14 protein-coding genes are annotated in these 14,399 nt (G+C 52.4%); 7 read left to right on the top strand and 7 right to left on the bottom strand.

Annotated features, from left to right (window positions below; all coding sequences use genetic code 11):
• The first annotated feature begins 5 nt into the window (after nt 1-5).
• Complete coding sequence (locus B157_RS0110660) at nt 6-1,340, top strand: ammonium transporter (protein ID WP_020603319.1); 1,335 nt, start codon at nt 6-8, stop codon at nt 1,338-1,340.
• 140 nt (nt 1,341-1,480) lie between these two features.
• On the opposite strand, the gene B157_RS0110665 is transcribed toward B157_RS0110660, so the two are convergent.
• From B157_RS0110665 to B157_RS0110685, 5 genes are all read right to left on the bottom strand, one after another.
• Nucleotides 1,481-1,888, bottom strand: coding sequence for a DUF6855 family protein (locus tag B157_RS0110665; RefSeq protein WP_020603320.1), 408 nt, complete (start codon nt 1,886-1,888; stop codon nt 1,481-1,483).
• 12 nt (nt 1,889-1,900) lie between these two features.
• Nucleotides 1,901-2,263 (bottom strand): DUF1304 domain-containing protein, encoded by a 363-nt coding sequence (locus tag B157_RS0110670; RefSeq protein ID WP_020603321.1) that lies wholly within the window; start codon nt 2,261-2,263, stop codon nt 1,901-1,903.
• A gap of 103 nt (nt 2,264-2,366) precedes the next feature.
• On the bottom strand, nt 2,367-3,728 hold the full coding sequence (locus B157_RS0110675) for an MptA/MptB family glycosyltransferase (protein ID WP_020603322.1): 1,362 nt from the start codon (nt 3,726-3,728) through the stop codon (nt 2,367-2,369).
• A gap of 44 nt (nt 3,729-3,772) precedes the next feature.
• Nucleotides 3,773-4,465 carry a glycosyltransferase family 2 protein gene (locus B157_RS0110680; RefSeq protein WP_020603323.1) on the bottom strand — a complete coding sequence of 231 codons (693 nt, stop codon included), beginning with the start codon at nt 4,463-4,465 and terminating at the stop codon, nt 3,773-3,775.
• A 43-nt stretch (nt 4,466-4,508) separates the two neighbouring features.
• A complete protein-coding gene (locus B157_RS0110685) occupies nt 4,509-5,111 on the bottom strand; it encodes a TIGR04282 family arsenosugar biosynthesis glycosyltransferase (RefSeq protein WP_020603324.1) in 603 nt (200 codons plus the stop codon).
• Between the two features lie 150 nt (nt 5,112-5,261).
• Here B157_RS0110685 and B157_RS0110690 point away from each other — a divergent pair, with 150 nt between their 5' ends.
• Nucleotides 5,262-6,425, top strand: coding sequence for an ATP-binding protein (locus B157_RS0110690; RefSeq protein WP_020603325.1), 1,164 nt, complete (start codon nt 5,262-5,264; stop codon nt 6,423-6,425).
• A gap of 77 nt (nt 6,426-6,502) precedes the next feature.
• Nucleotides 6,503-7,318: a purine-nucleoside phosphorylase gene (locus tag B157_RS0110695; protein ID WP_020603326.1), complete on the top strand. Its 816-nt coding sequence runs from the start codon at nt 6,503-6,505 to the stop codon at nt 7,316-7,318.
• 114 nt (nt 7,319-7,432) lie between these two features.
• Here B157_RS0110695 and B157_RS0110700 read toward each other — a convergent pair whose 3' ends face one another.
• Nucleotides 7,433-8,995: a hydroxymethylglutaryl-CoA reductase gene (locus B157_RS0110700; RefSeq protein WP_020603327.1), complete on the bottom strand. Its 1,563-nt coding sequence runs from the start codon at nt 8,993-8,995 to the stop codon at nt 7,433-7,435.
• Nucleotides 8,996-9,124: 129 nt separating this feature from the next.
• On the opposite strand from B157_RS0110700, the gene B157_RS0110705 reads away from it, so the two are divergent.
• From B157_RS0110705 to B157_RS0110720, 4 genes are all read left to right on the top strand, one after another.
• Complete coding sequence (locus B157_RS0110705; RefSeq protein ID WP_020603328.1) at nt 9,125-9,892, top strand: TIGR04283 family arsenosugar biosynthesis glycosyltransferase; 768 nt, start codon at nt 9,125-9,127, stop codon at nt 9,890-9,892.
• A gap of 85 nt (nt 9,893-9,977) precedes the next feature.
• Nucleotides 9,978-11,123 carry an ATP-binding protein gene (locus B157_RS0110710; RefSeq protein ID WP_020603329.1) on the top strand — a complete coding sequence of 382 codons (1,146 nt, stop codon included), beginning with the start codon at nt 9,978-9,980 and terminating at the stop codon, nt 11,121-11,123.
• Nucleotides 11,124-11,189: 66 nt separating this feature from the next.
• Nucleotides 11,190-12,074, top strand: coding sequence for a sterol desaturase family protein (locus tag B157_RS0110715; RefSeq protein ID WP_020603330.1), 885 nt, complete (start codon nt 11,190-11,192; stop codon nt 12,072-12,074).
• Between the two features lie 117 nt (nt 12,075-12,191).
• Nucleotides 12,192-13,535, top strand: coding sequence for a Gfo/Idh/MocA family protein (locus tag B157_RS0110720; RefSeq protein WP_020603331.1), 1,344 nt, complete (start codon nt 12,192-12,194; stop codon nt 13,533-13,535).
• A gap of 619 nt (nt 13,536-14,154) precedes the next feature.
• Here the strand turns inward: B157_RS0110720 and B157_RS39330 are convergent.
• Nucleotides 14,155-14,399: hypothetical protein (locus tag B157_RS39330; protein WP_211224985.1), on the bottom strand; the 245-nt coding region annotated here is incomplete at its 5' end.

The following is a 14,399-nucleotide window of genomic DNA, read 5'->3' on the forward strand; positions in this document are numbered from 1 at the left end:
TCAGTATGCAAAAGCCCAATTACATTCCCCTAATTCTGCTGGGTGTTGTCGCCGTGCTTGGCGTGATTCCCGGTTTCAATGGCGTTCCTACGCAAATCGTTACGGAAGGTATCGATACAGGTGATACAGCCTGGATGCTGGTAGCAACGGCACTCGTTCTGTTGATGACGCCGGGTCTGGCGTATTTCTACGGTGGTATGGTTAACAACAAGAACGTGATTTCAACCATGCTGCAAAGCTTTGTAGCGATGGGGGTAATCAGTATTCTTTGGGTAGTGGTTGGCTTCAGTCTGGCCTTTGGTTCGTCCATCGGTGGATTTATAGGCAACCCAATGGATCACTTCATGTTCAAGGGAGTACTGGATGGCAAGCCCTGGTCGCTGGCATCAACGATTCCTCTGGTGGTATTTGCTTTCTTCCAGCTCAAGTTTGCCGTTATCACGCCGGCTCTTGTTACGGGATCGATGGCCGAGCGGGTTAATTTCCGGTCGTATGTGCTGTTTATGATCCTGTTCAGCCTGTTCGTTTACGCGCCACTGGCACATATGACCTGGCATCCGGAGGGGATTCTGTTTAAATTAGGTGTGCTTGACTTTGCGGGTGGAACGGTTGTTCACATGTCGGCAGGCTGGGCTGCCTTAGCCGGTGCACTGTATCTGAAGCGTCGGAAATCCCATATGGAGGCCAGTCATTTCCCACCGGCCAACATTCCTTTTGTGCTTCTGGGTACGGGTTTGCTGTGGTTCGGCTGGTTTGGTTTCAACGCCGGTTCGGCGGTTGGCGCTTCTCCACTGGCTGCTTCGGCTTTTGCCACGACCAACACGGCCGCTGCGGCAGCCGGTCTGGCCTGGGTATTATTCGATTCAGCTAAAGGCAAGAAAGTATCGGCACTGGGTTTCTGTATCGGTGCGGTAGTAGGTCTGGTAGCCATTACGCCAGCGGCTGGTTTCGTAACGATTCCATCGGCCATTTTCATCGGTGTCGTAGGCGGTATCGTATCGAACTACGTAGCACACCTGCGCTCGAAATCAACGCTGGACGATACGCTGGACGTATTTCCCTGCCACGGTGTTGGCGGGATGGTTGGTATGCTGATGACTGGTATTTTTGCTACGAAAGCGGTTAACTCAGGCGTAGCCGTTGAAGGGCTGGCCTTCGGCGAAACGGGGCTGTTCATTACCCACCTGATTGCGCTGGTAGGCGTATCGGCCTTCGCGTTCATCATGTCTTATGCCTTGCTGAAAGTAACCGACCTTATCCTGCCCCTGCGCGTGAGCGAAGAGGATGAAAAAGAAGGTCTGGACATCAGTCAGCACGACGAGTATCTGATTGAAGCGTAAGGTTCATCATTCATCATTGTAAAACAGAGCCACAGGCTCCTGTCTGGCCAAATACGTCTGGCAGCTTTATCTGTGGTTTTGTTGTACTCATGGAGCCGCCCCCGCCTGGGGGCGGTTTCCTGTTTTCCGGGCGTAAGCATTCAGATAGCCCGCATGCGGTTATTTTTTTGGTTATGTTCTACTTCGGCCAGACCAAGGGCTTCCATCAAGGGGGGAAGATACATTCCCAGGCGTCCCCGGAAGCCCTTTTTTAAGCCGTACCAGCCGCCTGCCGGATTATCGGGCGACCGGCCCCAGGCTTCTACTGTATTCGGTTTTGCCGGTTTTTGTTCATCGGCAGCACCCAGTTCCACCCAGTCGCCCTGCTGCTTCAACATCGCCTGTAAATCGGCGATGCACCGATAGTTGTAGTGTAAGGTAGTTTTCCCCACTACGCAGACCAGGATTTCCTGGCCGTCCTGTTCCGCTTTATACATTGTGTACTCCGATGAGCCGGAAGGCGTTTTTAATTGCCAGGGGTCTTCTTTCGTTCCATCGTTCGTTGTCATAATGGGCTGATTTTAGGCGATCAGGGTGATAATGAGAGCAACGATAGCGGGTAGTGCCTGTACATAGAAGATAGACTTCTGAGCCGTTAACGCCCCGAATATCCCGGCCACAATAACGCAGCCCAGGAAAAAACAGGCAACGTTCGTTTGCCAGACCGCATCCTGAATCAGTAGTGACCAGATAAGCCCGGCCGCCAGAAAACCGTTGTACAGCCCCTGATTGGCGGCCAGTGATTTGGTTTTCTCAAACAAATCGGTTGGGAAAGACCGGAACGTTTTGCGGCCCTGCGTAGTCCAGGCAAACATTTCGAGCCACAAAATGTAGATGTGCTCAAGCGCAACGATACCAGTCATGATTTCGGCGAGTAGCTTCATAAGGGTAGGGTGTAAGACATGGAAACAGGTTGGTGGTTCTTATTACGGCTAAATGGTACAGTGTACCGGGCTTCACTCCGGTAAAAGTAAGGAAATGAATGACTTATACTGGTAAAGACTGGTTTTTCAGTCGATACCATTCGTATACTCCCATACCGAGTACCAGGCTGTATTCCAAGCCGGTAAACCATAGATTTTCGGTGTAAGCCGTTGTTTGGTAGGCCGAGTAGGAAAGGACAACAACGCCCGACCAAACCAGCGGATAACGGAAGGGAGTGAATACCGAAGCCGCCACCAGTGAGGTGATGTACCAGGGATGAACGGTAGTACTCAGCAGCCAGTAAAGCGTAAGCGTTAACAGGACTTTCATGGGCACGACCGGAGCAGGTAAACGGGGCATAGTTCGAAACGCAATAACCAGTACGCAAACGCCAATAACGACAAACAGCATAAAACCGGCCCCGGCAATGATATTAAACCCCAGAAGCCAGTAGCCAGCCGCCCGAATAAGGTAGTAGACACTGGCATTGAACTCGAACGACTGAAAGTATAAATTCAGGCTGGAAAAGATGTTTTTCAGCAACTCGATACTGATAAACGGGACGAACTGAAGACCCACCAGTATACCTGTCAGGCCCGCGTAGACAAGTCCCCGTTTCCAGCCCAGATACCGAATCAGTAACGGCAGGAAAATCAGCGGTAGCAGCTTCATGCCGATGCCCGAAGCGAGGGCAGCGGATGAGCCAATCCAGTGGTTCTGTACGAGTAACCAGACACTCAGGAGAACAAAAAAAATCATGATAGCCTCAAAGTGCAGGTTACCCGTCAATTCCAGGATGACCAGTGGATTCAGGGCGTACAGCAGGCTATAATTCGGATTCTTCCCAAAATGGCGCAGCAGCTTCGACAATAAAACGATTGAGCTCATATCGGCCAGTAGAATAGGTACGCGCAGACTAATGACAGCACCGATTAGGCTGGTAGGAGAAAGCCAGCCTGCCAACCCGAACAGGGCCTGATTCAGGGGTGGGTAGACCGTGAAATACCGGGGCGAATTCAACCGATGAAACAAGGAATCGGTGAGTCCCGCGATGGACGCTACGGGCGTGTTGATTACCTGAGTCGGCAGGTAGAGATACGGATTATACCCGTGTGCCAGTAAACGTCCATCCCAGATAAAACGGGCGTAATCGTCTGACAGGTTAGGGAGTACAGCCACTAATGAAAGGCGAAACAGCAGGGCTGTTGCAAAGAGAAACCGGTCTGGTTCCGGCTGCTTCGATAATTCCCCAGGCTTACTGACGGTGCCACGCCAGAGAGAATCTGTAACCCGCGTGTAGCCCCAGAAAACAAGGCCGTACAGCGTAATGAGCAACGGGAACTGCGGCCGCAATACACCGTAGCCGAGCAGGGTAAACAACGCCAGCGAAAGGCCCAGCCAGCCAATGCGGAAAGGTGTAATCATGGGTGTAAGTTACGGTGCATCGTTTACCGGTCATAGCCCACCCGCTACCAGTACCGGAAAATGGTGGCCAGAATTTTATACCCGGCCAGAACCGTTCCTTTAACCGTACCGGATATTTTTGAGTGACCAATCCGCCGTCGGTAGTTAACCGGGACTTCGGTTGAACGAAAGCCCATTTTGGCCGCTTTAAGCTGCATCTCAACGGTCCAGCCGTAGGTGGTATCCTGCATATCCAGTGCCATCAGGGTATCGAACCGGATGGCCCGGAAAGGACCTAAATCGGTAAACCGAACTCCATACAGCCACCGGAGTAATGTCGTCGCCAGCCAGTTGCCAAAAATCTGCTGGGGCGTCATGGACCCACGCTGGCGTTTGCCCAGTGCCCTCGACCCGATAACCAGGTCGGCCTGCCGGTTTAGGATGGGAGCAATCAGAGCGGGCATTTCCGCCGGAAAATCGGAATAATCGGCATCAACGAACACGATAATATCTGGCTTGGGCTGACGCTGTTTCGCATAGGCAATGCCCCGCAGACAGGCTCTCCCGTACCCTTGTATGGGTTCGTGCAGGACGGTAGCTCCGGCGCGGGCTGCTTCCACCGCCGTTTGGTCGTTGGAATTATTGTTTACGACAATAATCCCCTGCGCCAGTCCGGCCGGTATTTCACCAACTACGCGCCCAACTGAGTTTTCCTCGTTAAAGGCCGGGATGATTACATAAATGACAGGTTCTTTCAAGCGTAGTGGGTACCGGTAAGGTCGTAAAAGTAAGGGTTTCGTATTACTCCTTACTGACCTCTACCGGTGCATAGGGTTCATAGTCGCTCCATTCATCAATATCGGTCAGCGTTTCGAGTGGCGCGAACGTTAACCCGTGCTGTAAAATAGCCAGTTCTGTCAACTGCCGAAGTTCTGGCTGGCTCCAGGGCATATCCTGAAACAGAAAAGGCCGGACCTGCTTCATACCCAGCAGATAATACCCACCATCCGTAGCGGGGCCAATCACGATGTCTGACTTGTTGAGGGCGGCAAACGCCTGTGTGAGGTGGTCGGGCGTGATCGCGAGGCAGTCGCTGCCAATCATTACCACTTTTTCGGCCCCGGCGGCAAACTGCTCCTGAAAGGCATTAGCCATACGCTCGCCCAGGTCGCCACTTGTCTGGAGTTGCTTATCATACGCATTCCAGCCATCATCCCGATTGACGAAATCGCCGTAATAGACGACGCGCTGCCCGGAGAAAGACTGAATGAGTTGCTGGGTGTAGCGTAATAGATGATTGTAGATAGCAACGGCTTTGGCATCACCAACGGTATGGGCAATACGCGTTTTAACCTGACCGGGAATGGGGTTTTTAACGAAAATTATCAGATGCTCAGCGGGCATAAAATGCGGAGTAAATGCTGTTTTGTGAATGGAGTATGACAGTCGAACGGTTGGTTCGCAGAAATAGTTACAGGCTGTACAAAAACCATGACGAACAGGGAATGGAAAAATGCGGAATTAAATTCCGTATTTTTCCAGTATATTTAATAGATGATTCAACGTATTGCTGAAGCGAAGTTGAGGTTGTTGGCAGATACTTTCAAGGTAGTTGCTCTGACGGGACCGCGTCAGTCGGGTAAAACCACCTTGTGTAAAGCTGTTTTTCCCGATAAGCCTTACGTGTCGCTGGAAAACCCCGATACCCGGTCTTTTGCCAGTCAGGACCCGCGCGGTTTTCTGGCTTCTTACCCGGATGGGGCGGTGCTGGACGAAGTACAGCGCACGCCTGATTTGTTTTCCTACCTCCAGGAAGTCGTTGATAATGGGAAGCAGAAAGGTGAATTTATCCTGACGGGTTCTAACAACTTCCTGTTGCAGCAGTCTATTTCGCAGTCACTGGCCGGTCGGGTGGCGCATCTTTTTCTGCTTCCACTCTCCGTGGCTGAACTGGCAACTGCCGATCTGTTGCTAGCTGCTGATGATGACCTGATGCTAACGGGTTTTTATCCACCCGTGTACGATCAGCACATTCCCGCTCCTGACTGGAGCCAGAACTATATCCGAACGTACGTTGAGCGCGACGTTCGCCAGATTAAGAATATTACGGATTTACTTGTATTTGAACGATTTATGGCGTTGCTGGCCGGGCGCTGTGGACAGGAACTGAACCTGAGTGCACTGGCCGTGGAAGCGGGGGTTGACGCCAAAACCGTTCAGTCGTGGATTGGTATCCTGGAAAGCAGTTTCATCATTTACCTGCTGAAGCCGCATTTCCGTAACTTCAATAAAACTGTCGTCAAGCGACCCAAACTGTACTTTTATGATACAGCGTTAGTTTGCTCACTCCTGCGTATCACCCAACTGGAACACATCCGTAGCCACCCCCTGCGGGGAGCCATCTTCGAGAACATGGTTGTGTCAGACCTGGTAAAGCAGCGTACCAACGCTGGGTTACCGGTTAATCTGTTTTTCTGGCGCGACAAGACGGGGCACGAGGTCGATATTATTGTTGACGAAGCGGGTGTTTTACTGCCTATTGAGATTAAATCAGGTCAGACGATTCATGCCGAATTTTTCAAAAACATAACCTACTGGCAAGCCCTGAGTAATACCCATCGGGCGTACATCCTGTATGCTGGTCAGCAAACCCAGCAGCGAAGTAATGGCATAACCGTGCGGAATTGGCGTGAAATGGTGCCCGACAGTACGAATTGAATGAGAAGGGGGATAGTTTTACCTTACCGAAAAATATACACTTGATAACCGAAGCAACGCTTCGCTTTACATTGACCATGCTCGAACAGATTCAGGAAGCCGCCCGCTTTATTCAGGCCAACACGTCCGTACAACCGCAAATCGGCATTATTCTGGGTACCGGCCTGGGAGCCCTGGCCCGGGAATTAACCATCGAAAAAACGCTGAATTACGAAACGATTCCTCATTTCCCGCTCTCGACGGTGGAGTTCCATTCGGGTAAGCTGCTGCTGGGCACGCTGGAAGGCAAACCTGTGGTGGTGATGCAGGGCCGGTTTCATTACTACGAGGGTTACACCATGCAGCAGGTAATATTTCCGGTGCGGGTGATGCACGCGCTGGGCGTCCGGACGCTACTGGTTTCCAATGCTGCCGGGGGCATGAATCCCGATTTTCAGACCACCGATTTGATGGTCATCGACGACCACATTGGCCTGTTGCTGCCGCAGAATCCGTTGGTAGGGCCAAACCCGCCCGAATTCGGTGACAGGTTTCCGGATATGAGCGAGCCGTACAGCAAGGCGTTAATCGAACAGGCCTTTCAGGTTGCTTCCGAACGGGGAATAGCCCTCAAAAAAGGCGTTTACGTGAGCGTAACGGGGCCACAACTGGAAACGCGGGCCGAATACCGGATGCTGCGCCAGTGGGGTGCCGACGCCGTAGGCATGTCGACGGTGCCGGAAGTGATTGTGGCCAATCAGATGGGCATGGCCGTTTTCGGCGTGTCGGTCATCACGGATATGTGCCTGCCCGATACGCTGGAAAAAGCCGACATCAGCAAAATTATCGCAGCCGCCGGTGCCGCCGAACCGAAACTAACGGAACTGATGCGGGGGCTGGTGAAGCGGTTGTAAAAGTCATTATTCGTCATTCAATAGTTATTATTTGTCATCGAAAGTGCCTGTCGAATAACCATAAATGACGAATAATGACCATGAATGATAACTAAATGACCATTAAATAACAACCTATTGATTCCGTGTCATTTCGTGGCTGGATACCCAGTCCAGGGAGGAGATGGCGGCTGCCAGGGAAAGTTCGCCGGCAGTGACGACACCCGCCACAATCTCCGCGAACTTGTGGACATTTCCATCGCCGTAGCACCCCATCATGGTCAGGCACTCCCGCTGGGTGGGTAAACCAGTACCTCCGCCAACGGTGCCCACAATGAGGGAGGGCAGGGTGACACAGCCGTACAAATCGCCGTTGGGCAGCAGTTCCGACGTGGTGATAGCCGCCGAGGATTCGGCCAGGCAGGCTACATCCTGACCCGTAGCGATGAATAAAGCCGCCAGCCCGTTCACCGAATGCAGTCCGTTGTTGTTGGCCCCGGCCATGAATGCGCCCAGATTGCCGATACGGGCATGCCGGTCCAGTTGCTCCGGGTCAACCTGCAGTTCCCGCAAAAGCAGGTCTTTCGGGATCACTACTTCGGCGGTGACGCGCTTGCCCCGTGTGTGGAGTGTGTTAATGAACGAGGGTTTCTTATCGGTAGCCAGATTGGACTCCAGGTAAAAATGCTCGACGTTTTCTACCTGTTGCAACAGGTAATTGCAGGCTGCCAGCGTGGCTTTGCTCACCATATTTTGCCCCGCAGCGTCGCCGGTGGTATAACCAAACCGCAGGAAAAGCATACGCCCGGCCTGATAAGGAGTGATGTATATCAGTTTCGCAAAGCGGGAGGTGCCTTCGGCTTCTGCCCGTAGTTCGGCTTCATGGTTGGCAATCCAGTGGGCCAGATTCCGGGCGGCACGGGCATCCGGCATCACAAAAACGGGTGCCCGCTGCATTCCTTCATCCACCACCGTGCAGGTTACCCCCCCGCACTGATTGAGCAACTTAATGCCCCGGTTATAGGAAGCCACCAGCGTACCTTCCGTGGTGGCCAATGGAATAAGAAACTCGCCCTGGGCGTGTTCGCCGTTGATGCGCAACGGGCCAGCCAGCCCAATGGGTACTTGCGCCACGCCAACAAACTGCTCGCAGTTGCCCTGCACCACGGCGGGATTAAACCCGTAATTGGTCAGGTGAGTGGGCGTCGTTTGGGTAAACTGCTGGATGTACTCCTGCCGTTGCCGGATAATGCCCGGCGATGTATCGTCGACCAGGTCGCGGGGGATGCCTGTACTGGTGCCGGTATCAGGGGTGGCGGGCAGGGACTGTTGCAGTTCGTCGGTCACCGTAATCACCAGCGTTCCGAATGGCTGGGTCTGGAGTGTCAGTTCGAGGGTATGCTGGCCCGGTGCCAGCGGTTCCGCCCGGGCGTACGCATTCACCCGACGACGGAGGGGAAACTCAAGGGGATTGGCGACTGATATCTGACTGACTTCCAGGGCTGCGTTTCCTTCCAGTTCCAGCCGGAAGGCCGTTGAAGGATAGTCTTTCCCATCGACACGAATCCGGGTCAGACCCGTAAAGCGGGCATCGGCCAGTCGATTTTTTAGGGAGAATGTAAAGCCATCGGGCGTGTTGTGCAGGCTATTGCGGTTGTAAAGTTGTTTCAACAGGACGTTGGGTATAAATCGAAACATTCGGTTGTTAGTTTACAGTTTACCAGTTGATGTTGTGCAGAACCATAACCCCAGCCAGTAGTAAGAAAAGTCAATAGGCTACAAACAGCAACGATCAACCGGTAAACTACAAACGTTATAGTTCACACTGTGTCTACGATTTCCATCATTATTCCGATTTTAAACGAAGAAAAGATGTTGCCCCTGATTTTTCGGCAGCTCCAGCAGCTATGCCCCGCCCCCGACGAGCTTATTCTTGTTGATGGGGGTAGTACTGACCAAACCGTGCCGCTGATTGAGCAATATATGGAGCGGGAACGGGTAAAGGTCGGTCACCCACCCATGCAGTTGCTCAACTGCCCGGTTGCCCGGCGTTCGAGTCAGATGAATTTGGGTGCCCGAAGCGCTACCGGTATGTATCTGTGTTTTCTGCACGCCGATACCCTGTTGCCCGCTGATGCGCTGACGGTCATCTGTCAGACGCTGGCCCAATCCGGAACGGCCGCCGGGGGCTTCATTTCGTTGATGCGCGGGCCGTTACGAACGCGCTGGATAACGTCGTTTCACAATTACATTAAAACTTACTACGCCCCGCTCTTTTTTCGGCCCCGTCTCTTTTTTTTCAAAGGGGCGCGGCTACTCTTTGGCGACCAGGTTATTTTCTGTCGCCGGCAGCAGTTTCTGGATTGTGGCGGCTACGCCGATGAGTTACCCATTATGGAAGAAGCGGATCTGCTGCTTCGGCTGGTGCAGTACGGACGAATCCAGCAGGTAAACCGACTGGTCGAATCGTCGGACCGGCGCGTGGCCAAATGGGGTTTCTGGCGGGCGAACGGCCTGTTTCTCTACATCGGTTTTTTATGGGGTATGGGCTACCCGGCCGAAAAATTGAAACGCGTTTTTGAGGATATTCGGTGAGGGGAAACGCTAAATTCCGTCAGTACGTTGACGCAATTTAGCTAAATTGCGTCAACGTACTGACGGAATTTAGCTAAATTGCGGTATGGACTATGACCGATACCTGCTCCCTATTCTAACGGAACACCTTGTTCCAAACAAGGTCAATCTTATTTTTGGTACCCGGCGGGTTGGTAAAACGTACCTCATCCATCAGTTGCTGGCCCATACTGGCTACCGAACGCTGGTGCTGGCCGGTGAAGATATAGACACGCAGCAACTGCTGGCTCCACGCAGTATTGCTAACTACCGGCGGCTACTGGAAGGCATCGACTTGCTGATTATTGATGAAGCACAGGAGATACCTGACATCGGCCCAATTTTAAAACTGATTGTCGATCATGTTTCGCCCCTGCGCATCATCGTTACCGGCTCGTCGGCGTTCGATTTGGCGAATATATCGGGCGAGCCGCTAACAGGCAGGGCTTTCACACACCAGCTTTATCCGCTGGCTCAACGGGAACTATCACCCTACGAAAACAGGCTCGAAACCCGGCAACGGCTGGACGACCGGCTGATTTATGGCAGCTATCCCGAGCTGTTTCAGCTTCCAACCAACAGCCGCCGGGAACAATACCTGACCAATTTGGTCAATGCCTATCTGTTGAAAGATATTCTGGCCTTTGAGGGGGTGCGTAACGCGGCTAAAATCAAAGACCTACTCCGGCTCATTGCTTTTCAGGTGGGAAAAGAAGTATCGATGGAAGAGATTGGACGGCAATTGCAAATGAGCAAAAATACCGTCGAGAAATACATCGATCTGTTTACTAAAGTGTTCATTCTGGTGCGCGTTGGCGGATTTAGCCGAAATCTGCGTCGGGAAGTAACCAAAACTACCCGGTTATTTTTCACGGATACAGGCATTCGAAACGCGCTCATCGGTGATTTTCGTCCGCTATCGCTACGAACCGATACGGGTGAACTCTGGGAAAACTACCTGATTGCCGAACGACTGAAAACGATACAGGCCCAGCAACGACTGGTTACTGGCTACTTCTGGCGTACTTACGATCAGCAGGAAATTGACTGGCTCGAACTGGAAAATGGTTTGCTTCGCGCCTACGAGTTTAAATGGTCTGTCAACCCCGTCACGCTGGCGCGGGTGAAAGCTCCGAAGGCCTTCGCTAACAACTATCCTGATGCGTCATTTGAAGTTATACACCGGGATAATTACCTCGATTTTATTGAGTAACCTTGCTGGTTGAGACGTGCGTTTTACAAGCCCGGAACAACTTCGCTTCTCACCGGTTAAAAACGTATGTTCACTATTCCTGCCTTCGATTACGTAGCCTCTCCGCTAATGGTGCTTTTCTTCGGGTTACTGCTGCTTATCCAGTGGCGGTATCCGCTGCGCAAACAGCACTACGTGCCACTGCGCCGGATAATCCGCAATATTAGCGTAGCATTACCCACCTTTGTTGTACTGCGGCTGGCCCTGTTGCCGTTGCCACTGCTCACCGCTGTCTGGGCCAGAGACAACAATATTGGGCTGATTAACTGGCTGTTTCCTGAGCAGGGTGTGGGCGCGTGGGTAGGGTATGGGCTGGGTTTTCTGGTTTTCGACTATGCCTATTACTGGTGGCATTACGCCACGCACCGGGTCGGTTTCCTCTACCGTTTTCATCAGGTACACCACTCCGACCTGGATATGGATACGTCCACCGCCATTCGGTTTCATTTTGTCGAACTGCTGATGAGTGTTGCGTTTCGGGTGTTGGTCGTGCTGGTGTTTGGCATTGGTTTCTGGGTGGCTATTGTTTATGAGGTGGTTTTTGAGACAGCCGCGCAGTTTCATCATTCAAACTGGAAGTTGCCCAAATGGGTCGAAGCAACGATCAACGTCCTGTTCGTTACGCCCCGAGTGCACGGCATTCACCATTCCATTGTCCGCGACGAGTTTAACTCCAATTGGGGGACGGTCTTTTCACTCTGGGACCGCCTGCACGGTACGCACCGGATGGACATTGCCCAGCGGGAATTGATAATAGGTGTGCCTGCCTACCGGGATGACGACGAGCTTACGGTGGGTAAACTACTGGCTATGCCGTTCCGGAAACAGCGCGACTGGAAGCTGCCCAACGGCGAACAGCCTGAAACGCGGACCAAAACGGAAACGTTGCCGGACAGTGAAACAGACAACTGACCGTTTATGCTAATCACTACCGGATTGTGCGGTAATTTTTGGGTGCTGATGTCTTTGTGAACTATCGTCGACTAATCAGTTCCGTATCGGCGAAACGCAACTTTTACTAAGCATTCCATGGAAAACAGGCGTGATTTTATAAAGAAAGTAGGCATTGGCTCGGTTGGTGTAGCCATGGGCAGTTCCGTTTACGGGATGAGCGCCAAAAGCTATAACCGAATCATTGGGGCCAACGCGCTGATTCGGGTAGCAGCTATTGGCGTTAACAGCCGGGGCAACAGCATGGGCGGCACCATTGCCGGTCAGAAGAATGCCGAAGTCGGCACGGTTTGCGACGTGGATTCCCGCGCTATTCCGAAGGCCATAAAAACCATTCTGGGTACCAAACAAACCCAGACACCCAAATCTGAGAAAGACTGCCGCCGGGTGCTGGAAGATAAATCAATCGACGCCATCTACATCGCCACGCCTGACCACTGGCACGCGCCACTGACCATTATGGGGTGTCAGGCGGGTAAGCACGTGTACGTTGAAAAGCCACTCAGTCATAATCCGCACGAAGGTGAGCTGGCGGTTGCCGCAGCCCGTAAATATAATCGGGTTGTGCAGATGGGTGCCCAACGGCGGTCGGCCCCGGTGCTGACGCAGGGTATCGAACAACTGCATCAGGGCATCATCGGGCGCGTGTACATGGCCAAAACCTGGTATACCAACAACCGGAAGGCAACGGTACTGAAACCCGGAACCGTGCCCGACTGGCTCGATTACGAGTTATGGCAGGGACCCGCCCCCCGAATGGCTTTTAAAGACAACCTTATCCACTACAACTGGCACTGGTTCTGGCACTGGGGCACGGGCGAAGCCCTGAACAACGGTACCCACGAGGTCGACGTGGCCCGCTGGGGATTAGGGGTCGATTTCCCGATTCGGGTTAGCTCCGTTGGGGGACGGTATGAATTCAAAGACGACTGGGAAGCCCCCGATACCCAGGTTATCATTATGGATTATCCGGGCCGCGTGTCGCTGATGTGGGAATCCCGAAGCTCGAACGGACGCAAGATAGAAGGGCAGGACCGGGGCATCATCTTCTACGGCGAAAAGGGTAGTCTGGATACGGGGGGTGATAATTATACGGTGTATGACCTGGATGGGAAACTGGTAAAAGAAGTGAAGTCGGTAGACGAAGGGGATGTGCAGGGTCGTAATACCGCCAGCCCGAGCTTAGGGATGGACAACTTACACGTCATGGATTTTCTGGATGCCATCCGGAACAACCGCCGACCGAACTGCGACGTAGAAACGGGTTATAAGAGTGTGGTGGCGATGCAACTGGGCAACATTGCCTGGCGCACGGGGCGCGGGCTGGCTATCGACCCTAAAAACGGGCATATCATCGGCGACAGTGACGCGCAGAAACTATGGAGCCGAACCTACGAAAAAGGCTGGGAACCTAAGGTGTAAAGACGAGACGTTGAAGGCTGCGTTTCATACGCTGTCTGGCTGTGGAAGGGCATTAACGCGGGGATGAATTACCCCGACGAGACAAGTCAGGGTATCCGTATGAATTTGAGGTCAACGATGTAAAGCGCACCACAATTCCGCTATCGGGCAAGCAGGCGTACTAAACTGGCCTGGTTAGGTCTATGGACTTTAATGGGCTGAGAGCGTCTGGATTCAAAACCAGGCCTACACTCGGTCGATATCGTCCAGGCTGACATCCCGGGTGCTTTTTCGAACAATCAAATTGACTACAGGTTCAATGGTTATTTATTTCCGGGTAAAGACCATTGGGTTAAAATCATCCTGAAAAAGAGTAATAAAAACCCAGCTTTACATAATCGGCATTTATACAACACCTCTCAGAATAACACAACGCCCGGCCCCTTGTGAAAAAGGGGCCGGGCGTTGTGTTATTCTACTATTACCCTCCTTCTATCTATTCTCGACCCAAATGTAAAATAAGCCTTTACTAAAGCTGGCAATGGCTGTTTCCAGATGTTTAAAGTTGGAATATACTTCCCCTTTGTACTTAACGCTTTTAAACGACTTAGCGGCCATTTGCTGGTTGAAATTGGTCTCATTATAACGTATTGCAATGATGGTTTAGATTACCCACTGAGGCACAGAGTAATAGGTTCTCCAGCCAATTTTTCGAGAATACCTGCCCACTCGCCCGTGAGGCCGGACAATATAAACTCGGCTCTTTTTTGCGCACAGACGGACTACTCGGCGTAAAATTGTACAGCAACGCAAAGCCCCGCACATGGGCCGTGGTTGTGCTTAGACTCGCATGAAAATGACCGCAAGCGTACACATGCCGTGTTA

The organism is Spirosoma spitsbergense DSM 19989 (assembly GCF_000374085.1).
GTDB lineage: Bacteria > Bacteroidota > Bacteroidia > Cytophagales > Spirosomataceae > Spirosoma > Spirosoma spitsbergense.